This is a genomic window from Lactobacillus amylolyticus DSM 11664 (assembly GCF_000178475.1).
Taxonomy (GTDB): domain Bacteria; phylum Bacillota; class Bacilli; order Lactobacillales; family Lactobacillaceae; genus Lactobacillus; species Lactobacillus amylolyticus.
Map to the genome: position 1 here is coordinate 1 of NZ_ADNY01000055.1, position 24,439 is coordinate 24,439.

At 40.5% G+C, this 24,439-nt stretch carries 21 protein-coding genes and 1 pseudogene; 7 read left to right on the plus strand and 15 right to left on the minus strand.

Translation table 11 applies throughout. The features are described from left to right. Together HMPREF0493_RS06075 and HMPREF0493_RS06080 are read right to left on the minus strand one after the other, a co-directional pair. Window positions 1-256 (minus strand): MerR family transcriptional regulator (locus HMPREF0493_RS06075; RefSeq protein WP_040457327.1); only part of this gene is annotated, 256 nt, incomplete at its 3' end. 112 nt (window positions 257-368) lie between these two features. Beyond that, window positions 369-578, minus strand: a complete 210-nt coding sequence (locus HMPREF0493_RS06080) for a DUF1659 domain-containing protein (protein WP_040457328.1) — start codon at window positions 576-578, stop codon at window positions 369-371. Between the two features lie 220 nt (window positions 579-798). On the opposite strand from HMPREF0493_RS06080, the gene HMPREF0493_RS08140 reads away from it, so the two are divergent. The 3 genes from HMPREF0493_RS08140 (at window position 799) to HMPREF0493_RS06095 (ending at window position 3,972) form a co-directional block, all read left to right on the plus strand. Then, window positions 799-1,260, plus strand: a complete 462-nt coding sequence (locus HMPREF0493_RS08140; RefSeq protein ID WP_006352460.1) for a hypothetical protein — start codon at window positions 799-801, stop codon at window positions 1,258-1,260. A 95-nt stretch (window positions 1,261-1,355) separates the two neighbouring features. Beyond that, window positions 1,356-1,796: a hypothetical protein gene (locus tag HMPREF0493_RS06090; RefSeq protein WP_006352461.1), complete on the plus strand. Its 441-nt coding sequence runs from the start codon at window positions 1,356-1,358 to the stop codon at window positions 1,794-1,796. Between the two features lie 160 nt (window positions 1,797-1,956). Next, on the plus strand, window positions 1,957-3,972 hold the full coding sequence (locus HMPREF0493_RS06095) for a KUP/HAK/KT family potassium transporter (RefSeq protein ID WP_006352462.1): 2,016 nt from the start codon (window positions 1,957-1,959) through the stop codon (window positions 3,970-3,972). Window positions 3,973-4,088: 116 nt separating this feature from the next. On the opposite strand, the gene HMPREF0493_RS06100 is transcribed toward HMPREF0493_RS06095, so the two are convergent. The 6 genes from HMPREF0493_RS06100 to HMPREF0493_RS06125 form a co-directional block, all read right to left on the minus strand. Next, on the minus strand, window positions 4,089-6,038 hold the full coding sequence (locus tag HMPREF0493_RS06100) for a M13 family metallopeptidase (RefSeq protein ID WP_006352463.1): 1,950 nt from the start codon (window positions 6,036-6,038) through the stop codon (window positions 4,089-4,091). Window positions 6,039-6,123: 85 nt separating this feature from the next. After that, window positions 6,124-7,341: an MDR family MFS transporter gene (locus HMPREF0493_RS06105; protein ID WP_040457329.1), complete on the minus strand. Its 1,218-nt coding sequence runs from the start codon at window positions 7,339-7,341 to the stop codon at window positions 6,124-6,126. Window positions 7,342-7,534: 193 nt separating this feature from the next. Then, the gene (locus HMPREF0493_RS06110; RefSeq protein ID WP_006352465.1) at window positions 7,535-8,827 is read right to left on the minus strand and encodes a carboxylate--amine ligase; all 1,293 of its coding nucleotides are present in this window, start codon (window positions 8,825-8,827) and stop codon (window positions 7,535-7,537) included. Window positions 8,828-8,846: 19 nt separating this feature from the next. Then, a complete protein-coding gene (gene asnB, locus HMPREF0493_RS06115; protein ID WP_006352466.1) occupies window positions 8,847-10,796 on the minus strand; it encodes an asparagine synthase (glutamine-hydrolyzing) in 1,950 nt (649 codons plus the stop codon). Between the two features lie 109 nt (window positions 10,797-10,905). Next, on the minus strand, window positions 10,906-12,303 hold the full coding sequence (locus HMPREF0493_RS06120) for a metallophosphoesterase family protein (protein WP_006352467.1): 1,398 nt from the start codon (window positions 12,301-12,303) through the stop codon (window positions 10,906-10,908). Between the two features lie 58 nt (window positions 12,304-12,361). Continuing rightward, the gene (locus HMPREF0493_RS06125) at window positions 12,362-12,847 is read right to left on the minus strand and encodes a hypothetical protein (RefSeq protein WP_006352468.1); all 486 of its coding nucleotides are present in this window, start codon (window positions 12,845-12,847) and stop codon (window positions 12,362-12,364) included. A gap of 168 nt (window positions 12,848-13,015) precedes the next feature. Between HMPREF0493_RS06125 and HMPREF0493_RS06130 the strand changes: the two are divergent. Beyond that, window positions 13,016-13,379 (plus strand): annotated as a pseudogene (locus tag HMPREF0493_RS06130) (DNA-3-methyladenine glycosylase I). 47 nt (window positions 13,380-13,426) lie between these two features. On the opposite strand, the gene phnE (HMPREF0493_RS06135) reads toward HMPREF0493_RS06130, so the two are convergent. From phnE (HMPREF0493_RS06135) to HMPREF0493_RS06155, 5 genes are all read right to left on the minus strand, one after another. Continuing rightward, on the minus strand, window positions 13,427-14,239 hold the full coding sequence (phnE, locus tag HMPREF0493_RS06135; RefSeq protein WP_006352470.1) for a phosphonate ABC transporter, permease protein PhnE: 813 nt from the start codon (window positions 14,237-14,239) through the stop codon (window positions 13,427-13,429). Continuing rightward, on the minus strand, window positions 14,239-15,039 hold the full coding sequence (phnE, locus tag HMPREF0493_RS06140; RefSeq protein ID WP_040457330.1) for a phosphonate ABC transporter, permease protein PhnE: 801 nt from the start codon (window positions 15,037-15,039) through the stop codon (window positions 14,239-14,241). Before phnE (HMPREF0493_RS06140) ends, phnE (HMPREF0493_RS06135) begins: the two co-directional genes overlap by 1 nt. Window position 15,040: 1 nt before the next feature. Next, on the minus strand, window positions 15,041-15,817 hold the full coding sequence (gene phnC, locus HMPREF0493_RS06145) for a phosphonate ABC transporter ATP-binding protein (protein ID WP_006352472.1): 777 nt from the start codon (window positions 15,815-15,817) through the stop codon (window positions 15,041-15,043). A 27-nt stretch (window positions 15,818-15,844) separates the two neighbouring features. Continuing rightward, entirely contained in the window at window positions 15,845-16,771 is a 927-nt protein-coding gene (locus tag HMPREF0493_RS06150; protein WP_006352473.1) for a phosphate/phosphite/phosphonate ABC transporter substrate-binding protein, read from the minus strand. Between the two features lie 334 nt (window positions 16,772-17,105). Continuing rightward, window positions 17,106-17,588, minus strand: a complete 483-nt coding sequence (locus HMPREF0493_RS06155) for a universal stress protein (RefSeq protein ID WP_006352474.1) — start codon at window positions 17,586-17,588, stop codon at window positions 17,106-17,108. Window positions 17,589-17,753: 165 nt separating this feature from the next. On the opposite strand from HMPREF0493_RS06155, the gene HMPREF0493_RS06160 reads away from it, so the two are divergent. Next, window positions 17,754-18,551: a tyrosine-protein phosphatase gene (locus tag HMPREF0493_RS06160; protein WP_040457331.1), complete on the plus strand. Its 798-nt coding sequence runs from the start codon at window positions 17,754-17,756 to the stop codon at window positions 18,549-18,551. A gap of 36 nt (window positions 18,552-18,587) precedes the next feature. On the opposite strand, the gene HMPREF0493_RS06165 is transcribed toward HMPREF0493_RS06160, so the two are convergent. Beyond that, complete coding sequence (locus tag HMPREF0493_RS06165) at window positions 18,588-19,067, minus strand: PTS sugar transporter subunit IIA (protein WP_006352476.1); 480 nt, start codon at window positions 19,065-19,067, stop codon at window positions 18,588-18,590. Between the two features lie 114 nt (window positions 19,068-19,181). On the opposite strand from HMPREF0493_RS06165, the gene HMPREF0493_RS06170 reads away from it, so the two are divergent. Then, window positions 19,182-19,658, plus strand: a complete 477-nt coding sequence (locus HMPREF0493_RS06170; protein ID WP_040457334.1) for a nucleoside 2-deoxyribosyltransferase — start codon at window positions 19,182-19,184, stop codon at window positions 19,656-19,658. 368 nt (window positions 19,659-20,026) lie between these two features. Here the strand turns inward: HMPREF0493_RS06170 and nagA are convergent, their stop codons facing one another. Then, window positions 20,027-21,181, minus strand: coding sequence for an N-acetylglucosamine-6-phosphate deacetylase (nagA, locus tag HMPREF0493_RS06175; protein WP_006352478.1), 1,155 nt, complete (start codon window positions 21,179-21,181; stop codon window positions 20,027-20,029). Between the two features lie 175 nt (window positions 21,182-21,356). On the opposite strand from nagA, the gene HMPREF0493_RS06180 reads away from it, so the two are divergent. Further along, a complete protein-coding gene (locus HMPREF0493_RS06180; RefSeq protein ID WP_006352480.1) occupies window positions 21,357-24,374 on the plus strand; it encodes a TIM-barrel domain-containing protein in 3,018 nt (1,005 codons plus the stop codon). Window positions 24,375-24,439 lie beyond the last annotated feature (65 nt).

Here is a 24,439-nt window from a genome sequence, read left to right on the forward strand (position 1 = left end):
ATTGTCGAATATAGCTTAATTGATCTTTTAAGTCATCTTTTTGACTATAAGTTGATACTCTGGCATAAGCAACTTGTTTTTTATTTGAGCTTAGACTATTTTTGTTCAAATATTGATTGATTTGATCTTCTGTATAGAATCTGCGATTAGTAGGTGAGCGTTTAGCCTTAAGAATACCCTTTCGATCCCATGTTTGGAGGGTTCTAGTGGTTATTCCTAAACGATCAGCGACATCTTTAGGTTTTAAAATTGCCATAATATTCACTTCCATTTTTAACTTTCTGATGAATATCAGAGCAAATATTTCTATAATATTCTACATATTTCTATATTTTTGTTAACAGTTAATCATCTCCTCTTTAACTTAATTACTTGCGAACGGCTTTCTTATCAATCAAGATCGTGCTACCGAGTTCATCCCCTTGCAAAGCGCTCAATGCTTCACCCACGCTGAGCATTGCTTCTGCTTCCGCGTTTCTCTTAATATTTGCAAAAACACGATTCTTGCCATTTTTGCCGTATTTGTCTTCATTCTTAAAAGTAAATTGTACTGATTGTGATAATGATTCGGTTGCCATATTTAAGAATTCCTTCCTTATGTATAAACGGATGATCATTTTTGTGTGATAGGCATGATGTACCGTTTGTGATATGGTTGTCCGTAATCAACCCGCGCGCCAGATATCTTACACTATTACTAACAATCTGAAACGCGATTTTGTAACACCCTTTTTCAAATTTTTTAGCAAACAAGATATAATATAAGAAAACATAACATGGAAAGGAACTTACATATATATGAAGGAATCATTTCTCTGGGGAATCGTTGCCATCATCATTGTGATCAGCGGCGGCGGTTTTATCATTTATGAAGAAAACAAGCAGGACACCGCGCCTAGTTCGCAAACAGCCAGTTCCAAGACTTCATCCAAAAAGTCTTCCTCGCAAACTAGCTCAGACTCATCCGAAGATAGCAGCGATGACAGTTCTTCCCAATCCCAATCTTCCTCATCTGACACTGGTACTGCCGGTCAGCAAGGCGAAGGCAAAGCAGGAGATCATACCGTTAGCGGCAAGACCGTCAGCGAAGATACGATCATCAATGTTAAGAACAAGATCAAAAGCCTCGGCTTCAACCCTAATGCCTGGAGTCCACAAGATATCATCGACTTGTACCGCTTCTGCGTTAACCGTGGTCACAGCGATCCTGACCAGATTACCCGCTCAGATGTCCAAGATTATTTAAATAATGGGCAGTAATTCCACGCAAATACGCGTGAATAGTTGCCTTTATCGCAAAAACTCTGTAGAATTAGTATTGATTTTCCGATTTTTATAAAAAGGAGTGCCCTAAATTGACTGAAGAAGAAAAGAACACCAATCAAAAGGCCGAAGAAGAAAAGGATGAAGACGAAAATCCTGAGTTTAAGGTAGTTATGCCAAAAGCTAACCGCGTAACCATGGAACCTGAAGAATTCAAGGAACAACCAGATTACTTAAAGGTTTTCGCTAACTTCTACATTGCTCAATTCGGCTTAGATGATTTGGAAATTATCAACTTATACGACAAGAACCACAACATGGTCGACATTAACAAATACTTGCTTAACAATATCCACTTCCCACGCAAGACTTTGATCAAGCACGTACTTCAATACCACGATTACAACTTCAAGGCTTTGCTTGACGAAATCAGCAAGGACGAAGATATTGATCCAGAACAAATGAAGACTTACGAAGATTGGAACACTTGGTACGAAAAGCGTCGTGCTAAGATTCCTGGTTCTTTATCTTAATTCAAGAGCAAAAAGGCGATCCCAGACGGGGTAGTCTTTTTTTACGAGAATTTCACTAAAACTTATTCTTTTTGTGGTTGCTATTTTATTTTCTTTCTTTATATTAATTAAAATTTAAATTTAATTAATATATTAAGTATAGATGTATAGAGATTAACTAATGAGTAAATCTGATAAAAAACGCAAAATGTCCCTCGCTGGACTGCTAATTGCGATTGGAATCGTTTATGGCGATATCGGTACCAGTCCGCTTTATGTAATGAAATCAATCGTCGCTGAAAATGGTGGGATAGCCAACGTCAACCGCGAATTTATCGTCGGTTCAATCTCCCTCGTTCTCTGGACCATAACGCTTTTGACCACGGTAAAATACGTGATGATCGCGCTGAGGGCCACTAACCACGGCGAGGGTGGCATCTTCTCGCTCTATGCCCTCGTCAGAAAGCGTGCCAAATGGCTGGTTATCCCTGCCCTGGTTGGTGGTGCAACACTGCTGGCTGATGGTACTTTGACCCCAGCCGTAACGGTTACTACCGCCATCGAAGGGCTCAAAAACATGAAGTTTGGCTCCGCCATCCCGGTCTCCAGCCAAAACATGGTCATCGGCATTACCATCACCATTTTGCTGGTCCTTTTTTCAATCCAGTTCATGGGAACTAGAATGATCGGCAAGTCCTTTGGTCCAATTATGCTGATCTGGTTCACCTTCCTGGGCGTCGTTGGCCTCGTCAACATGAGCAGCGACTGGTCGATCCTGGAAGCAATCAACCCGGTTTGCGCAATCAAAATTCTGTTCAGCCCCGCCAACAAGGTCGGCATCCTGATCCTGGGTTCAGTCTTCCTGGCAACCACTGGTGCTGAGGCCCTCTATTCAGATGTCGGTCACGTCGGCAAAGCCAACATTATCGGTTCCTGGCCTTACGTTTTTATCTGCCTGGCTTTGAATTACTTAGGCCAAGGCGTCTGGATCTTGCAAAACCCTAATTTCCACACTTCTGGTAACTTTAACCCCTTTTTTGAAGTGGTACCGGAAAATCTGCGGATTTTTGCAATTATCCTCGCTACCATCGCTGCCATCATCGCTTCTCAAGCCTTGATCACCGGCTCCTTCACCTTGGTTGCCGAAGCCAGCGGGCTGAAGTTTTTACCAAAAATGAACATTATTTATCCTTCCGATAAAAAAGGACAAATTTACATTCCTTCTATTAATAAGATGATTTGCGCCGTAACGATCGCCATCGTCTTTCTTTTCAGAACTTCGCACCACATGGAAGCAGCCTATGGCTTGGCCATCACGGTTACGATGCTGATGACGACCATCCTGCTCTTTGAATATTTGGGCAAAAAGCAAAAGCCGCTCGCACTGCGGATTTTGTTTCTGATCGCATTCGCCTTTATTGAAGGCATGTTCTTGATCTCCAGCATGACTAAATTCATGCACGGTGGCTACGTAACGGTTTTAATCGCTGGCTTCATCCTGGGCATCATGTACATTTGGTTCTACGGCAACAAGATTCGTGACAAGCGTGAATCAAGAAATGCCTACGTGCGTTTGGACGAATACACTGACATGCTTACCAAATTAAGTCACGACGAAGACTACCCAATTTACGCTACTAACTTGGTTTACATGGCTAAAGTTAAGTACAACAAGTTCATCAAACGTGAGATTCTTTATTCAATTTTAGATAAACGACCAAAGCGGGCCAAGGCTTACTGGTTCGTAACAGTTAACGTTACTAACGAGCCATTTACCGCTGAATACGCTGTTAATACTTACGGCACGAAGAACGTGATCAACGTGCAGCTCTTCTTGGGATTCAAGAAGCAGACCAGCGTTAACGTTTATATTAGACAAATTGTCCACGATTTAATTGCGGACTGTACGATTGAACCACAACCACAAGATTACACCACCACTCCAGGCCGTAATGTAGGTGACTTCTCCTTCGTCATCGTTAACGATGTGATCTCACCACGAACGCAATTGACTGGTTTTGAAAAGTGGATGGTTGAAGCTCGTGTTGGCTTGCAGAACTTATCTTCAAACCCAGCTTCATGGTTCGGTTTGGAATATGCGGATACGGTTGTTGAACGTGTACCGTTGATTTTGGGTCGACCAAATCCTTCATATATCAAGCGTGTTGCACCGAAAGATTATTCTAATTTGAAATAAAAGAAAAGAGACATCCTCACGGGGTGTCCCTTTTTTTGTAAAAAACAGTCATTAATTTTCTAAAGTTAATTTTACTTTTTATAAAAAAACACTCCATCTCGGAGTGTCTCTTTTTTCTACCAAATATGTACCCGCTTCTCAGGAGCAAGCCACATACCGTCGCCTTCCTTAACATCAAAGGCCTTGTAGAATTCGTCTTGACATTGTGATTGAACATTGGCACGTTCAGGACCAGGTGCGTGTACATCAACTGAAACTTGCGTCTTAATTGAAGCCTCTAATTGCTTGTTCGCCCAAATGCGAGCGAAGTTTTCAAACAATTCTTTCATGTCATCGCCCTCATCCTTAGCAGCTTCAACAGCAGCAGTCAAACCACCTTGGTCAGCAATGTTTTCACTAACAATTTGCTTACCATTCAGCTTAACTGGACCATATTGAATACCGTTGAACAAGTCGATTTCAGCTTGCGTCCGCTTCTTAAATTCAGCGTAGTCAGCATCTGTCCACCAGTTAACCATGTTGCCCAACTCATCGAATTGCGCACCATTGTTGTCAAAAGCGTGAGAAACTTCGTGAGCGATAACAGTTCCGATACCACCGAAGTTTTGCGCTCTAGTTTGCTTCAAATCATAGAATGGAGCCTGCAAAATAGCTGCTGGGAAAGTCAAATCGTTTCTTTGAGGATCGTAGCAGGCGTTAACCAAGTTGCCTGGCATAAGCCATACGGTACGGTCAACCGGCTTTTGCAATTTTTCAATCATGTACTTTTCACGTTCAATTGCAGCTGCCCGCTCGTTAGAATACAAGCTGCCGCCCTGACTAGCTGGCGTTACTTGCAATCTGTTATAGATTTCTTCAATCTTGTCTGGGTAGCCGACCTTCAAGATCAAAGCACGAAGCTTCACAATTGCCTTCTTCTTGGTTGCATCAGAGAGCCAGTTGTTTTCATTGATCCGCTTTTCGTAAACATCAAGCATCCGGTGAATCATGTCCAAAACGTCCTTCTTGGCTTCTTCGCCGAAGTACTTTTGACCATAGTAAACACCGACAACTTCACCGAAGGCACCATTTGCCAAGTGATATGCCTGCTTTTCACCGTTAGACAATTCTGGTTGACCAGATAAAGCTTGACTGAATGGGAAAGCAGCTTCACGGAATTCTTGTGACAAGTAGCTAGCGTTGCCATTGATGAAGCCAACCAGCATCCATGCCTTAATTTCTTCAAAGTTGTCCTTGTTGATGAGTTCGTTGACGTGATCAAGGAAGCGTGGTTCAGTGTTGATGATTCTGTCAGGAACCTTGCCGAGGATGTTCTTCAAGAAGTAGTCAATCTTGAAGTCAGTGAACTTAGCTTCAAAGTCAGCCATCTTCATTGGGTTGTACATTGCAGGATAGTCGGCCCACTCTTCGCTGGACTTAACGATCTTCGCAATCTTGCCATCGTACTTGATAGCCAAGTCGGCCTTCTCTTCCGCATCAGCTTCGTCAAAGCCGGCCATCGTCAATAATTTGACGCTTTGCTTCTTAAGAACGTCCAGGAGCTTTGATGCAGCTTCTGTCTTATAAGTAGTCGTATCTGGCAAAAAGGTGCTAGGGCCGCCAAAATGAAGCACATTCACCTTGGTATTCTTCATATCTGCATCAACGTAGTATGAAAATGGCAAGTCAGCAATCTTTTCAAGATCTGCGGCCTTTAAAACAAAGTCGTCGAAGTCGCGCAAATTATTAATTGTTGCCAAATCTTCCTTAATTGGTTCGGCACCTTCACGATTACGCTTATCAAAATCACGTGCTAATTTGTAGAATTCAACTGCTTTTTCAAAATTAGGAACAGCTGGCAAATCCTTCTTGCCGTCTGCAAAATCCGCAAAGTCCTTCATCAAGTTCTTTTCAATTGCTAAGTCGATGCAATCAAAAGAAGTAATTCTAGAACGGTCAGATGGGATTTTTGTTTTTTCAAGCCATTCTGAGTTAACAGCCAAATACAAGTTATCTTGTGGACGGGTGCCTACCTTAGGTTGTAAGATATTGCCGCTACCGCCACGCACAGCCATGGTTTTATTCATTAAGGAAATTCCTCCTTTTTTTTCAAAAATAAAAAATTAGATCAACTTAATTATATCATTTTATTCTAATTTAGGGTTAAAAGAGCTACTTATATATTGTCAACTTGTCATGCAGCTTCAAATATAGTGGGATCATCATGACGATCATCAAGGCGATGACGATTGCGGCCACCCAGAAGAATGGCAAATAGCCGGCCTTATCAATAATCAAACCACCGAATAATGGACCAAAAGCACGGCCAATTCCTGAAGCTACCATCGTTGCCCCCTGATACTTGCCTTTACTAGTCAGTGGCGACAGGTCATTGACGAAGGCTGGGATTGCTGGAAAGGCCGTTGATTCACCAAGAGTCAGAATGAACATCGACAAGGCGAAGTGAAGGAAATCTTTGGCAAAGACCAAGGTGACAAAGGAAATTGAGAACATGATAATACCGAAGATGATCTGGTGGAAAATGTTTTTAAACAAACGAGGAAAACGAGCCAAAATTCCCTGCATAATGACGATTACGCTGGCATTAAGAGTCCAGAGCAAACTATACATGTGGAATGGTATTCCCAATGAAACCATGTAAACAGAAAGGTTGGATTCCCAATTCATGTACATCAGCCAAGTAACGCCTAAAGTAGTAAAGAAAGCCATTGTCATAATGAAGTTACGTTTTGGCATTGGTTCGGCCTTCTGCTGCTTGCCGCTGTGACCTTTAGCCACCCGTTCTTTATGAAAAGCAATAATTGGCCGGTAATTGAAGAGCGCGTTGAAGAAGGCAACTGCGAACAAAAGCGCAGCAATGACGAACAAGAGCGTTATGGAATAATCGTACAGATAGCCGACGATCAAGGTTCCTGTTACCACACCCAGGTTTTGTGAAAAGTACAAAACGCTGAAGACGTAGCGGCCTGAATAACGCTTCAGACTAGTGGCGATGGAGTTGATCAGCGTACTGTTCCAGCCACTGAGCAGTCCAGTCGTAGTCAGCAATATCCAGTATTCCGGCCAGCCGTGGAAGGCAGCCATCGCAAAAAGAACAAGGACATCCAGCCCAAAGCCCCAAAGAATCAGGGGATACGGATTGTAGCGGTCATAGGCACGACCGGCGAAAATTGAACCGATAATATTGCCCACGCAGTTGCAAAATAAAACCACACCAATCATTGAAAGACTAATGTGCAGCTGTTTATTCAAATAAACTGAGGTCAGCGGCCAGATGAAGCTGGCGCCGATCCACATGGCGAGCTCACCGACGATTAACCAAACTAGTTTGATCTCATCTTTTGGGACGATTCCGTGTTCTTTTTTCATAAAAAATACTCCCTTCTCCTCCACTAACTTCTAGCATATCAAGAATTAGCCATGAAAAGCAATATCTGCAAACCGTTAAGTATAACGACATAAACAAAAAAGAACAGCATCTTGAAGTTAACCCCCAGGTTGGATTTTCGTCCAACTCTGGGGGTTAACTTCATTCTCCATACTTTTTTTCTTATAAATAAAATTATTTTTCTTTTTGTTGGCCTAACTTCTTAGCTTCTTCAAAGTATTGACCCTTGTTTACTTCGTAGTACTTCTTGTATCTTGCGTAGTAGTTATGGAACATATACTTCATAAGAAGCCAACGCTTGAAGTTGCGGTCCTTGTCATAAAAGACAGTTGTGCCATAACGGCCTTCGCGGATCAATTCTTCAGCAGTACGCTTGGCATCATTATCGTATGTGTATTCCTCAAAGATCTTGACTGGTACGCCCAACCATAACTTATGCTTTGACTTAAGCTTATTGCCGTAAACAGTCTTCCTATCTTTCAAGCTATCTTCAACATAGTCATCAATGTACCACTTAGCCAAGTTGTAGCCGTTCAAAGTAACGTAGAAGCTTGAACGACCTTGACGCAAGTTGATTTCAAAGAACTTGTATTGGCCATCACGTACATCATACTTAATATCAAAGTTGGCCATCCCTGTGTAGTTTAATTTTTCAAGGAAGCTTTGAACCTGTTCATACAATTTTTCATCATATGCAGGCAAAATGGTCATATAGTTACCAATTGATTGTGGCGTTGGGTCTTCCAAAAGCGGGTGACCTAAGCACATCATCTTCACTTGGTGGTTCTTGTCAACATAAGCGTTCAAAGTCCGCATGTTAGAGTCATCCCCAGGAATAAAGTCCTGCAAAATAAGGTCGGCCTTGTAGCCGTGAGTGTAAATCTTGCCCACGATATCAGCAAGTTCAGCTTCATCATGAATGGTAAAAGTCTTCTTACGGCCTTCAAATTGGCAGTTAAGCCAAGATACAGGATCTTCAGGCTTTAATTCAACTGGGTAATCAAACGGAATGGTTAAGTAGTTCTCAGCCTTGTAATCATCCATGGTAATGATTTGCGTCTTAGGATATGGCAAACCGTACTTTTCAGCAGTCTTGTAGAAGCCTTCCTTTGAGATCAAAACTTCAAGCAAGTCATAATCAATGTATGGAACAACGAAGACTTTGCTCAGTTCTTCCTTGTGTTTGGCTAAAAGTTCTGCGTAGCCGTCACCACAAGCAATCAAGATAACTGGTTCTTCATGATCCTTGTAAATTTCCATCTTCTTGCGCATTACATCCATGAAAGTTGGATCAGCTGAAAAACCATGGTGAAGTTCAACATCAACAATCTTTGAATAACGGGTTGCTGCAAGCTGAATATCGGCTAAAGCCTTAACCTTGATACCATATGCTTCATTAAATGAACGTGCCATTCCATAAACATTGATATCACTACCAAGCAATATTGGCGTAAATTTATTACTCATTCTGTACTAAAACTCCCTCTTAAACTAACTTACCTTGTTCAATCAAACTAGCAACTTCCGGTTGAACGTGTTGATACTTTTCAACTGTTCCCTTGTAATCAACAAAGAACAACTTGTACCAAACAAGGAAAGTATAAATAGTCCAAATTTGACGACGGTGTGAACCATCACCCTTGTAGTTGTCATCAAGCAGCTTAAGGATCTTCTTTTGATCAAAAATATCGTTGACGAAATTTGCTTCAAATAATTCACGAACCTGCTTGTAAAAACGTGGCTCTTTCAACCATTGCTTGATTGGCGTTGGGAAACCAAGCTTTGGCCGTTTAGCCCATTCATCAGGCAAAACTTTTTCTGAAGCCTTACGCAAAGCATATTTAGTATCATGACGGTTAACCAGGTACTTAGTTGGGATAGAGTTAGCAAGCTCCGCAATCTTCTTATCAAGATAAGGAACACGCAGTTCAAGCGAGTGTGCCATTGAAATCTTGTCGGCTTTTTGCTCAATATCGTTAAGCATGAAGTGGTGCAAATCGATGTATTGCATTTGCTTTACACGGTCAACATTTTCAACCTTCTTGAAATCTTTTTGGTAAATGCCGTTAACTGTCAAATTGTTGCGGTAAGCTGGCTGCAAGACGCTGTTAGCATCCTTAGAAGTGAAAATTGTTGGGTAGTTGATATCGTAGATAACAGATTGACCAACATAAAATTCGCTTGGCTTAGCCAAATTCGTGTACATATGAACTCGGCCTGGAAAGTTTGGCATCTTCTTGATCTTTTTAGCAAGCTTCCATTGCTTCTTTTTTGGCAATTTTTGCAATTCGCTGGTAAAGACTTTGATTACATCATTATGCGTGTGCATCCCATAGTTTACGTAGCCAGCAAACAATTCATCGGCACCTTCACCAGAAAGGGCAACCGTGACGTGCTTACGCGCTAACTTACATAAGTACCAGAGCGGAATGATTGATGGATTGGCATCAGGTTCATCCATGTGGTACTGCATTTCTGGGAAATCACGCATGGCTTCATCAGCATCAACCTTAGTGCTGAAGAAGTGCCAACCGTTAATATCGGATAATGCCTTAGCCTTAGAAGCTTCATCATAGGTTGAATCATCAAATGAAACTGAGAAGACATCATCTGGATCAAGCAAAGTAGTCAAGTAGCTTGAGTCGACACCTTCTGACAAGAATGCACCAACTGGCACGTCAGCGTTGCGGTACAAATCAACAGTTTCTTTCAAATCATCATTGATCTTCTTGAGCGTTTCTTCAAAGCTCAAACTATTCTCTTTGTATTCAGCATCCCAGTACTTGTGGGTTTGCATTTCGCCATCTTTGTATTCAAACCAGTGACCAGCTGGAAAACGGTAAACACCCTTGAAGAAAGTTTCATCAAGGTCATTGTATTGGTTCATCAAATATGGCTTAACTGCTTCAACGTTCAATTCCTTCTTGAAGTTAGGAAATTCAAGGAAACTCTTAAGTTCTGAACCCACCAGCAAATGGCCATCACGGGTTGAATAATACATTGGCTTGATACCGAAAAAGTCACGGGCACCATAAAGAGTCTTGTTGTTGTCATCCCAAATAAGGAAGGCAAACATCCCGCGTACTCGCTTAAGCAAGCCATCCATGCCCCATTCTTCATAACCGTGGAGAAGGACTTCAGTATCAGCTTTGGTTGTAAAAGTATGTCCCTTATCAATTAATTCTTTTCTAAGAGGCTTAAAGTTATAAATTTCACCATTAAAAATAATTGCTCTGGTCTTGTCTTCGTTGTAAATTGGCTGACTTCCTCCACGCAAGTCAATAATTGAAAGACGTCTAAAACCAAGTGCAACTTCATCGTTTGTGTAGTAACCGTCGGAACTAGGTCCACGGTGCTTGATCGTTGCCATCATTTTTCCAATGACAGCTTGTTTGTCATTTATTTTTGGATCATAAAATGCGACAATTCCGCACATAATTAAACTTCCCTTTATCTTTGCTCTATAGTATAAACTTTCCTAATATATGAACTTTTTTATTATAAGCTAAAGACTTGTAATAGCCAAATTGGTGGTCAAATCTTTACTAAATAAAAAACATTCTGCGAGTTGAGGCTGCTCCGTAGCCAAAAACTTGAATCCGGTGCTTCTTCAAATCTACATTGACAACATAACCCGCAAATTCATTGTCAAAGTCGATCTTGCGATCCCAATTCTTATTGTATTTGGTAGTCAAAGAATGGTTCTTGCCCATTAAAGCTGAGCAGTTAAACAAGATGTATTGAATCCCATTGATGCGGTATTGATCCTCACGGTGACGGTGACCGCAGAAGTAGGCCACGATGCGCGCATCTTTGATCTTAGTAAAGTCAAAGTAGTTTGACAAGCGGAATTCCGGCGGCACGTCTGAACCACTGTGCATGCGGCCGCGTTCGCGCTGGTTAAATGCAACCAATAATTCGTGCAGAGAACGCCCATTATATTTGAGTGCGTTTGATCCTTTGTGGTTAATCGGATTGGCATGACTCATAAAAATAATTTGCTTGCCAGATGAGTGGGACAAGATTTCAATAATTTCCTCGATCTGGTCTTCGCGAATTGCCAAAGTGATCTTCTCATCATATTTCTTTTGTTCCTTATTGTTTAAAACGTATGGAACGTCCGACGTATTTACAGAAATCACGCGCACATTATCAAGGTCAAAGAAGGAAACGCCATGCTGCTTGGAAACATACTGAATCCGTGCCTGCTTGTACATGGTCGGCCACATGATGCTTTCAAACTCATTTTCAGGGAATGAAGCCCGCAAATCATGATGCTCGTCGAACTTATCGTTTTCATCATGATTGCCTTTGATCATCATATAGGGCACGTCATCAGATTTAAATGAGTCACGAAGCTTGATCAGTTCGCTTTCGCTAACCAGACCAGCGTCAGAACCGTCGATCCAATCGCCTAAGTGCACCTTTAAATTAAGAATGCCCGTTTGATCAAGATATGAGAATTCGCGGACATGGGTCAATCCGTTCCAGCCGTAAAAATCAATACTATCTTTATCTTTGAAGTGCGTGTCAGTGATCACTCCGATATTAACTGAGTTCTCGCCCTTGCGAACATGACCCTCGACATTTTTGACAAAATCATCCAAATAATCTTCAACTAAATAGCGGCGACCGGTCTTCTTGCTCTTAAAAGCACGGTAGCGTCCTAATTCATCATTAAACTTTCGAACATATTCTGGCGCTAATTTTTGCGTGCTTTCAGGGCTCAATGCCTGATGCAATGTGCCTTTTTCATCTTTATAAACGGTTAAAACATAGTTATGGCCACCTGGCGTGCCATCAGCTTCACCAACATGGTATTCGCCAATCGTTGTAAATTTTTGCATCGGGTCGATTAATTCGCCCTTTTTCATAATTGAAGACCGCTTACGAGCTCCCATTACCTTATCGATCAATCCCCGACTGTATCTAAATAAACCCATAAAATCGCCTCAAAGACAAAAGAAAAAGTCGGCCTTAAAATATGCCGACTCGAAAAAACTATGCGTTTTTTGCTAAAGCGTATGTAGCAAGTCCTAATGACAAGACAGCATCTTTTGATAATACTTCTTGCAAATCCTTAGCAGCAATTGATTCAACTGCGCCAATAACCTTAAGACTATATGTCAAAACATGATAATCAACTTCTGGATTGTAAAGACCATCTTCATATGGATCTTCATGGTTGTATGTTAAGTTGATTTCATCTTTATCGACAAAGCCATCCACGTGATTAGTCAAAATTCGATCATGCAAGTTAACTAATTTATCTGAAAGATTAAGCAAATTAAGCTTGTGATCACTTTCAGCTTCATAGTATTGTTCTTCAGTCATGTCGAAATAATCTTTGATTGGATTATTGAGCACGCCTAAATCATCAATTATTTTATAAACCTTTTCTGCATCAAAGTTTTGTTCGCCACTTAAGATTTTATCTTGTGACAAGGCCAAATCGTCAGCCAACATCATGGTATCTAGCTTTTCCATCTTGTCCTCCTCAAATTCACTCTATATTATAGCAAAAATCGTCTAGCTTTCTTATTACATTGCTCGTTTTAGGTAAATTTTTCAAACTTTTTTGGTAAAAAACGATTTTTTCACGTAACTAAATTATAGAGGAATCTTTTCATTATTCACAGTAAAGGAGAAAAAGAGATGAAAAAAACTAATTCTGAAAACTTACGTTGTCCATGGAGTCAAACACGCGATCAGCTGCTGCACGATTTTCATGATCATGAATGGGGCAAGCTCAATTTGGATGATGACTACTTATTCGAAATGTTGATTCTGCAACTGTTTCAGTCAGGTCTGAATTGGCGCGTAATTTTGCATAAACGCGAAAATTTTAGAAAAGCATTCAAGAACTTTGATCCTGTCGGTGTGGCGACTCTAACTGAGCAAGAAGTCGGCGATCTGATGCTTCTTTTTCGTAGGACCGGTGATTATTTATTCTTATTTGCAAAGCATCGGTCTAATTAATGATCATTTGGAATGCTGTCCTGCCAAGTATCACGGATAAAAAAAAGCCTCTAACGAGGTCTTTTTTCAAGGAAATTAATAATTCAATTAAACAAGTTTCTTCCGAATTAAACCTGAAATCCAATCAATAGTAACAACCATTATGACAATTCCAATCAGGATAATACCGACCCGGTTCCACTGACGATATTCCAAAGCAATGATCAATGGATAGCCGATACCACCGGCACCAACCAAACCAAGGATTGATGCGGAACGAATTGAAACATCGAAACGGTAAAGCGTATTTGAAATCAAAGCTGGCATTAAGTTTGGCAAAGTTGAAAACATGATGACATTGAACTTGGAACCACCAACTGCGGTAACAGCCTTATTTGGTCCATCTTCCAGGTTTTCAATTGCTTCTGAGAACAATTTTGCCAGCATCCCTACCGAGTGAAAACCTAAGGCCAAAACACCGGCAGCCGATCCGGGTCCCACAGCTTTAATAAACATCAAGGCCAAAATAATTTCAGGAAATGACCGGATAACTGCTAGCACAATTTTGCCGGAACGCGAAACATACCATTTCTTGTGCCTTGTATTGGCTGCCCAAAAGGCAAATGGCAGTGAAATAATAGCAGAAATAAACGTACCTAAGAAGGCAATACAGAACGTTATCCATAATTGCGATACCAAGTCTTCACCACTGCCATCATAGACATAGCTCCAATCTGGGTGAAAAATTCCGTTAAAAATCGCACCGGCAATTTGGGCAGCAGTTGATTTAATCCCACCGAAGTTGATTCCAGTGCAAGACCAAATGATGATCGCTACTGTCACAATCATAATCAACCAATGAGAAAGCTGCTTCTTTTTATTTATAGGCCTAGGCGGCAATTGTTTATATGTTGTATCCATTATTTCATTAACGCCTCCCGTGACTTAGATGAAATGTAGTCGATGATGACAACCACGACGATGATAACGATGATAATCGTTCCTGTTTTTGCATAATCAAAAGTCTGCAAAGTTTCCTGCAGATAAAGACCGATACCACCGGCACCGATATAACCTAGGATGGTTGATGATCTGACGTTGATTTCAAATGCATATAAAACGTATGAAATGAAGTAAGTCATAATTTGTGGCAAAACCGCAAACCAAATGATTTGCAGCTTATTGGCACCAACAGCAGTCAAGGCCTCAATTGGACCTGGATCAATCGTTTCAATTGCTTCATAAAACAATTTAACTACCACGCCAAAAGTAAAGACAGCCAAGGCAAAAATACCAGCTACTGGACCAATTCCGATCACGGCGACGAAGATCGCACCTAAAAGCAGATCTGGAATTGTTCTGATGATGTTCATAATGATCCGCAAGATGCCGGTTAATACCTTGTTTTTAACAATATTGCGGGCAATCAATAGCGTATAAATAAAGGCTACTATTGAACCAATGACCGTTCCGAGCACAGCCATTTTCAGGGTTTGAAACAGAAGCGGAAATACCGTGCTAGAGTAGCTCCAATCTGGATGAGCCATTTGAACAAAAATATCGGTGAATTGACTAAAGTTTTCAAACAAGACGCTAATATGGGTATCAGTGACATTAATGGAAACAAATAAGCCAACGATAATCAAAATGACCCAGATCAGATTCATAATTTTGAACTTCTTTTTAGGTAAGTTCATTAAATCTTGATCAGTTTGACTCATTTTACTTCTCCTCGCTTCCATCGCCGCCGTTGTAAATATCGGTAAAGACTGCCTCAGGGGTATCTTTCATTTGTCCATCATAAACAACTTGTCCCTGACGAATTCCGATTACTCTTTTACCAAATTGACGAGCAAGATCCACGCTGTGCATGTTGGCCAAAACCGTCATTCCGTACTTTTCGTTCAGCATCTTCAAGTCATTCATTACCTTGAGAGAAGTCTGAGGATCAAGTGAAGCTGTTGGTTCGTCGGCCAAAATGATCTTCGGATTTTGCATCAATACACGCGCGATTGCGACACGCTGCTGTTGACCACCTGACAATTCGTCGGCACGAGCATAAACTTTATCAGCTAAATCGACTTGTTGCAAAGCTTCATAGGCTTTCTGATTATCCTCTTTAGAAAAGAGATTGAGCGTTGTTTTCCAGGTTGGATAATATGCTACTCGTCCAGTTAAAACATTGCGCAAAACGCTGGAACGTTTAACTAAATTGAAACTTTGGAAAATCATGCCAATGCTGCGACGCAGAAGGCGCAAATTTTTACCCTTTGCCTTAGTAATCGATTCGCCATCAATTTCGATATCGCCCTTGCTGATATCATGAAGACGGTTGATTGAACGAAGCAAGGTTGACTTACCAGCACCAGATAAGCCCACAACCATGACGAATTCGCCTTTGTTGATAGTTAAGTTGATGTCTTTTAAACCGACTGTGCCATTATCGTAGATCTTAGTAACGTTTTTTAGCTCAATCATTGGCTTTTCGGAATTTGCCATTAATTATTAACTCCTTAAATTTGATTTTTATTTTTTGGATGATTCGATGATCTTATCGTATTTACGAACAATATTGAAATCAGAATCTTTTGCGTAAGTGTAGCCTTCATGACTATATACGCTTTCGATAACCTTCTTACCTGCCTTAGTCTTGCTAATAGCGATAAATGCTTTAGCAAGCTTTGCCTTAAACTTCTTGTTCATGTCTGGACGAACAGAAATTGTGTCGTTTGGAATTGGCTTGGTAAAGTAAATCGGAACAACTTGACTCATGATCTTTGGGTTATCTTTGATAACTAAGTTACGAGCGTCTTCAAAAACAAAGGCAGCATCGGTATCACCGTTTAGAACATTTAATACTCCTTGGTCGTGACCAGTTACAGTAACAAGCTTGCAGCTCTTCAGAACATCAAGGCCTTTTTCCTTTAATTCAGCAATTGGGAACACGTAACCAGCTGATGAAGTTGGGTCTTGGACAGAAATGCTCTTGCCCTTAAGATCTTTCCATGACTTAATCTTTGAACCCTTCTTAACCAGGATTTCGGCACGGTAGCTTCTAACCAGCTTGTTAGTAGTCTTGCCGCCTGGCTGCTTAATGCCATAGCGTTCAGCTTGAAGCAACAGATCAGCTGCACCTTCCTTGTGAGCTAAAACATAGGCATCTGGTTGAAGAAAACCAACATCGACTTTCTTTGACTTCATAGCTTCAACAACAGTGTTGTAATCAGTTGACATGGTAACGTGAACCGGAATTCCTAATCTCTTTGAAAGCATCTTTTCAAGAGGCTTAGCGCGAGCTTCAAGAGTTGTAGCAGATTGACTTGGAACAAATTCAATCGTCAAGCTTTTTGGGGTATAGCCTTTTTTGCTTGAACTGCTGCTTGAACAAGCTGTTGCAACAACGGCAACCAGCAGCGCAACGACAGCGACTAACACTTTTTTAAACTTTTTCATATGTCCTCCTAGACCGATAAAAACTCCTGCTATTAAAAAGACTTAATATAAAACGTGGCAACACGATTCATATTAAGTCTTTTTAATAGCATCTGTATTTTAAAAAACGAACAATAACAAACTGGGTCCAAAGAGAGTCTGTTACACCTGTACAAGCTAAAACGGTTAATTTATTAGTATTTAAAATTTGCATAGTGTACGTCTCTCTACTTGTTGCTCGTTCATTTGCGAAAATTATACCAGAAGTGTTCGTGTTTTATCAAGGGGATATTTTAAAAAAAGAATGACTTTTTGAAAACAAAAAGACCTCTAACGAGATCTTTTTCATTAGGCTTTATGCCTTAGGTTTAATTGGATTGTTGTCAATATCAGTTCTAACAATCAAAACATCAGCTAAAGCGTGCTGGTTTACGTATTCAGTAACTGAACCAATCAACATTCTTTCAACGGCGTTCAAACCAGTAGCTCCCATCACAATCAAAGTGTTCTTGTGATCTTTAATGAAGTCGTAAGAAATAATTCTCTTAGGACTGCCATAACGAATATGGTAGTTAATATCATCAAACTGGAAGTTATCATGAGCCCATTTCTTTAAGCTCTTTAAATATTCTTCAGCATCTTGTGTCATTTGATAAATAGTGTCGCCAGAAATCAAGGTATCTTGCATTTCGCCCATGAATTGACGAGTATCAATAACGTTCAATACATCGACATGCGCATGATCGGTCATTGCAATCTTAACAGCTTTGTCAAAAGCACGTTCAGCTGTTTCTGAGCCGTCGACTGGTACCAAAATACTTTCTTTTTGTTTAGCCATCTTCTCATCTCCTATGAATTATTTAGTGCTAGTTTTATTTTAGCATAATTTAAAAAAATGCTTCTTTTTTTGTTTGCTACTTTATCCATGCTTTAATTGTTTCTTTTAATATTTGTTGGTAGAATTAAATGCAATGCTATTTTTCTCTGGGGGGAGGATTTAACGATGAAAAAACTAACCAACCAGCTGATTGGAATTACCAGTGGTCGCAACTTCAGAGAATTGGGCGGCTACCAAACTTTATCAGGAAAAACCATCAAGATGCACAAGCTGCTGAGAACCGGCAACCTAGCTGATTTATCGCCTTTTGACTTAGATTATCTCAAAGATTACGGTGTTAAATATGTCGTCGACTTCCGCAGCCAAGAAGAAGTTGATCACCAGCCAGATCGAGTTCCAGAAAGCGCAGAATATGATTTTGATCCTGTCTTCAGTGAAGATTTAACCAACTCTTCCAGAAGCATTAACGATTTGGACAATCAGTCCAAAGATGACGCTGACTTCGGTTTCAACCACATGCTTTTTGCTTACGAAGACATGATTCGCAGCAAATCTGCTCAAAACGCCTACCGCAAGTTTTTTGCAAAATTAATGGAAAATGATCAGCCTTCACAAAGCTTGATTTTTCACTGTACTGCTGGCAAAGACCGGACTGGTTTTGGCGCACTGCTGGTATTAACTGCTTTGGGCGTGCCACTAAGAACGATCAAGCAAGATTATTTGCTGACCAACATTACCACCAAGGACTTCGTTGATGGCATGGTTGAACGTGAAAAAGAAAAAGGCAAGAACGAGAACACCTTGCAATCAATCCGCGATATTCAAAGCGTGCATCCCGAATACATCGATCATGCAATCAAAGTCATGACTGATGATTACGGCAGCATCAATGATTATTTGCGTGAAGTGATGCAGCTTTCAAGTGCTGACATCATGGACTTAAGAAGAATTTATCTCGATTAAAAAAGCTGCTAGTTTGCAAACGAACTAGCAGTTTTTTTAGAATTTTTGCAACAAATATTGATAAATTGCCTCTGGATCTGTGAAGTTCAAAAAGTTCTTCAATTCTTTTTCCGGTGTCCGTGCTAAGAAATCCATAACTTGACTTAACAATTTAGCCTGACCATCTGGATTTGTTTCCAGCAGCATAAATAAAAATTTAACCTGCAACTTTTCGTCTGGTTTGATCATATTGCCAAAAGTGACCGGATTTTTTAAAGCAACCGGTACGATCAAGCGCTTATTGACGAACTCGCCCTCAGTATGCGGAATTGCAATGTTGGGCAAATCGGCACCTAGAGTTTTGGTTGACAAACCGGTGGGAAAATTATGCTCGCGTTCAATAATATGGGCCAAAAAATTGCCTTTTACATAGCCACTATCGAGCAAATGATCATAAATATTTTTAAGCAATTCATCCTGATCGCTTTCATTGCTGACAAAAACTGCATCTGCCGCAAAAACTTGCTTTTTTTCCATATTTTACCTTCCTCACTACCTACATCCATGACCTTAAATTATCAAGAGGTTTTTTTCAACCAAAATCATGGTAAAGTTAAAAAAAGAAATTTATTTTGTTACAAGGAGATAAAAATGACAAAAACAAAGACCGTTTATTTTGGTGCTGGCTGGTTCACTGATAAACAAAACAAGGCTTACAAAGATGCAATGGCTGCCTTGAAAGAAAATCCCACGATTGATTTTGATCATTGCTACGTCCCACTGCAAAATCAATACAAAGACATCCGGGTCGATCTTCATCCTGAATATTTACACGACATCGAATGGGCTGACGCTACCTACCATGGTGATTTAGTCGGCATCAAATCAAGCGATGTCATGCTCGGTGTCTACATTCCTGAAGAAGAAGACGTTGGCTTGGGAATGGAGCTGGGCTATGCTTTAAGCCAAGGAAAATACATCTTGCTCGTAATTCCTGATGAAGATTATGGCAAGAAGATCAACTTGATGAGTTGGGGCGTATGCGACAATGCCATTAAGATGAGCGAATTAAAAGACTTCGACTTTAACAAGCCACGTTATGCCTTTTACGATGGTGCTGTTTACTAAAAAATAAAAAAGAGCAAATTAAATGACCCTGCACTAAATAATTAGTGCAGGGTCATTTCTTCATATCTTCGAACATATACATTAATCTTTCTACGATATGCTAAAAGTTATCTTGCGAGCAACTTAACTTCTAAATCATTATTCAATGCTTGCCGCGAGGGCTTAAAGCCACTTATGTAAATTATTGTCACTCTTTACTTTTTTCATTTGTAAAGCCCATCGGAACTCACCTTTTTCTTGTTTTTTAGTTCTTCTTTTCTTTACACTCATAATATACCTTATCTTTTTATTTTTGTAAAGCGCTTACATCTAAAAATGTAAAAAAAGAAGAACAAGCAGAAATTCTACTTGCTCTTCTCTTTATATGATTAAGCTTTGTACTTGGATTCACCATTCAAGTAAGTTTCACTCAAAGTCATGTCAGGATTCAAAATCAAGAAATCGGCGTCCTTGTCAGGCTTGATTGAACCACATCTATCCAAAATATGTGCACTCCTAGCTGGGACATAGGAACCCATCATAATGGCTTTTTCTGGATCAACAATATTCCAATCAACCACATTCTTAACACCGTCTTTTAATTGCAAAATACTGCCGGCTAAATTGTCGCCATCCTTTAAGCAAGCCATGCCGTCTTTAACGTAAACTGGCAATTCGCCTAACATGTAATCGCCATCTGGCATCATGCCGGCTTCCATACAATCAGTAATCAGCGCAATATGCTCTGGACCAACTGCGTTGATTAAAGCTCTAGCCATTGGTTCTTGCACATGGTGGCCATCGCAAATAAGTTCGTCAGTCACGTTATGCATTGCCATGGCAGCATTAGAAATTGAAGGGGTATGGTGCATAGGATCAGGCATCCCATTAAAAGTATGAGTAAACATGCTGGCACCAGCTTCAATGCCGCTAACTGCTTCGTCAAAAGTTGCGCTTGAGTGCCCTAATGAAACAACGATCCCTTCTTTAACAGCTTCACGAATAAATTCCTTTGATCCTTTTCTTTCAGGAGCCATTGAAATTTTCTTCAGCATGCCATCTGAAGCTTCAAGCCACTTGTTAAATTCATCGATGCTTGGGTCCATCATATATTTAGGATTTTCAGCACCTGCATGTTCCTCTGTAAAGAATGGCCCTTCAAAGTGGATTCCCTGAATTTTAGCCCCTTCTTCTTCACCCTTGTGAGCTGCGAACATCTTGCAGATTCTGGTTAAAGTAGCACTAGCAGCAGTGATTGTGGTTGGCAGCCATGACGTTACCCCTGCACTCAACAAACCTTTAGAAATCTTGTTAATACCGTCCCAGTCGCTCTTCATAACGTCTTCACGCAAAGAACCGTGAATATGAGTATCAACATAGCCAGGAGCAACCCATTTGCCCGGATAATCAACGATCTTGTCTGCAGGCTTTTCAGTTTCTGGATAGTAAAAACCAAATTTGCCATTATCTTGAATTTCAAGATAGCCACCATTTTCGGTTCTGTTTTCAAGGAAGAACTTATCTGCATGAATGTAATATGTCATTTGTCAATTTCCTCTTTAATTAACTACTTGCTTGCAATGTTTTTCTTTATTTTAATCTCTGTTTCTATTTTACACAAAAGAATTGGTCTTTACCAGTTTTAAAGCAAACAGTAAAAGGTAAAAAATATTGCTTTTTTAGTTATAATAGAATAAAGACTATATAGGAAGATGTACTATGACACAAGATACGCAAATTAATAGACACCAATTAGGTCGACTTATCGGTGCAAGCAAATGCGATCATTTCTATGAGCTGCACTATGCTACCGGTGAAATTGCTCGGCTCTACATTTTAGCCGACGGCACTTTTCGTCTATTTATTGATCCTGATAAAAAATTTGACGAAAATCATTCCGGCCTAGTTAATTTAAGCAAGTTTAATAATCATTTTTTTGAAAAATCTAGTCCGCGTGCAACCAGCGAGTCTTTCATCATTCAATCTGGCAGTTTCCAACTGATTTTTGAACAAAAAACCGCCACGATGAGCATTTTTGATGAAAGCTTGCATCGCACCCGCTTTAGTCAGCTTAGTCCTATCGAACTAGGCAGCAATCAAACGATTGAAAGCCTCAAGCAGAACAAGAACGAATTTTACTTTGGCGGCGGAATTCAAAACGGCTCATTCAGCCACAAAGGCAAGCGAATCTACATTAAGCGCGACGGTATTACAGGAGCTGGCGGCGTTTTAAGCCAAATTCCGTTCTTCTGGTCTAATGCTGGTTTCGGTGAATTCAGAAACACTAACCAAGCTGGTGAATATGATTTTGGCAAGATTAACGAGAATGCTGCCCTGATTAAGCATGAAGATCGAATCTTCGATAATTTCTACTTGATTGGCAATTCTCCTAGCGATTTAATTTATAAATACTACTTATTGACTGGCTTGCCATTGATGCCACCCAAATACGCTTTGGATTTGGGCCACATGGGCAACTTTTTAACAACATTATGGAAGCCAAGCGAAGCTAAAGAACGTAATGCCACCATGTTTGAAGATGGCAATTACTATGCTCGAACCAAGGATCCAAATGAATCCAGTGGCAAAGCATCATTGAACGGCGAAGAAGAATATCAATTCTCAGCTCGCGGCGCAATTGACCGCTATCAAAAATTCCACTTTCCACTTGGTTGGCTGGTACCAAACTATGGCATCAGCGATTTAGAAGAAGAAGCTCTGACCAACTTCAATGACTATGCCAACACTCATGGCGTTGAAGTCGGAATTTGGGTCAAAAATAATTTGAGCAGCTTGCCAAAGAGTATTTCCTTTATTGCAACTGCAACCGATAATATCGCTCAATTGCAAAAAGATACTGACAGCTTGAAGGTTAATTTAAACCGCAAACGTCCATTTATTATTAGTAATAGTGGCAGCGTCGGCAGTCAGGCTTATTCTGCTTTGGCCTTTGGTACAGCTGGCGGCAACTGGGACAATATTGGAACTCAGGTAGCCAGTTTGCTAGGAGCCGGACTTTCTGGCGAAACTCTAGTCGGCGGCAGCGTTGACGGTACGACTGGTGGTGGCAACGCCCAAATCGCTATTCGTGATTTTGAATGGAAAGCCTTCACGCCACTGCTCTTCAACATTAACGATCAAAGCAAATTCAGCAAGACGCCATTTGCTTATAACAGCAAGATGAGCAACATCAATCATGCTTATTTTGCTTTACGTCAACAATTAAAGCCATACCTTTACACTTTGATCTATGGCACGCAAAAAGGTCATCCCTTCGTTCAACCATTATTCATGGACTTCCCACACGAACAGGTCAACTACACTGAACAAGTTGGCCACGAATTCATGTTAGGCTCCAGCATTTTGGTTGCTCCAATTACCAATGGCCGCGAAGACAGCAATGGCAACTCACGCAAGGATAATCTTTACTTGCCAGGCCATCGTACAATGTGGATCGATCTCTTTACTGGTGAAAAGTATATCGGTGGTCGCGTCTATAACAAGTTATCTTACCCAATTTGGCATTTGCCAGTCTTCGTGCGCGGCGGCGCTATCTTTGATTTGGGCAAGCGGAACTTTGTTTTGTACCCACAAGCTAAGAGCAGCATTAGTTTCTACGATGATAATGGCTACACTGATTTTACTCACAACCATACCGAAACACGCGTTACCAGCGATTTGAATTCCAGCAAATTGACCATCACAATTGATCCTGTTAAAGGCGACTACAGCGGAATGGAAACAAACAGCACAACTAATTTGAACATTATGTGTGATGCATATCCTGACCGGGTCACTGTTAAGATTAACGACCAATTGATCAACTTGCAGGAATATGGCACAAGCGATGCTTTTGCTCATGCCAAAGAAGGTTTCTTCTACAATACCAATTACAGCTGGATGCCTGAATTCGATCAATATCGCGAAGCTAAGCAAACAGCTTTGCAAATCAAGTTGGGCAGTCGCGACGTAACTGATACTAAATTTGAAATTATCATTCAAAACTTCAATTATGGCAGTCAGACTTTGGTTCACTCAATTACTGACTCCGTGTTGCGTTCACCTAAAGGCATTAGCCTTGATCCTGCAAAGATCACTGCACATTCATTGTCGGTTTCATGGACTAAGATGACTGACCAAGTTCAATTCGAAATTAACGGCATCTTATATGACGGCATTGATGGCGACAAATTTACTTTCCATGAATTAGAGCCAAATAAACGCTATGTCATGCGCATGCGCTATGTAGCCGGCAATAAAGTTTCTGGATGGTCTGAACCTTTTGGCGCAATTACGAAGCATGCCGCAATTGATTATGCGATCCGCAATGTGCAGACCACTTGTAACTATGCCGAAAATCCTGCTCACCCAATTAAATATTTAACTGACTTGAAGTTGGCTAGTGAATGGAAAACTAAAGATCAATTTGATGAAAACAAACCATTAACTTTGACCTTTGCTTTTGAAGATGTTGAAAAACTTAGTCGGATGGCCTTCATTCCGCGCAATATTGATCGCCAAGGAACACCAGTTGAAGTTGGAATTGAAATATCAACTGATGGACAAAACTTTAAGCCATACGGCGAGCATATTAATTGGAAAGCCGATGCCAAGAATAAGGTTATCGGTCTGCGCGATGTCAGCGCTAAGGCAATCAGAATGACAGTTTATAAGTCATCTGGTCCATTAGTTGCTGGGAAAGAAGTCTTATTCTTTAGAGCCAAGGATAAAGATTAACTATAGAAAATCTAAATAGAAAAAAATAAAGGTTGAGAATCATCTCAACCTTTATTTTTATGCTT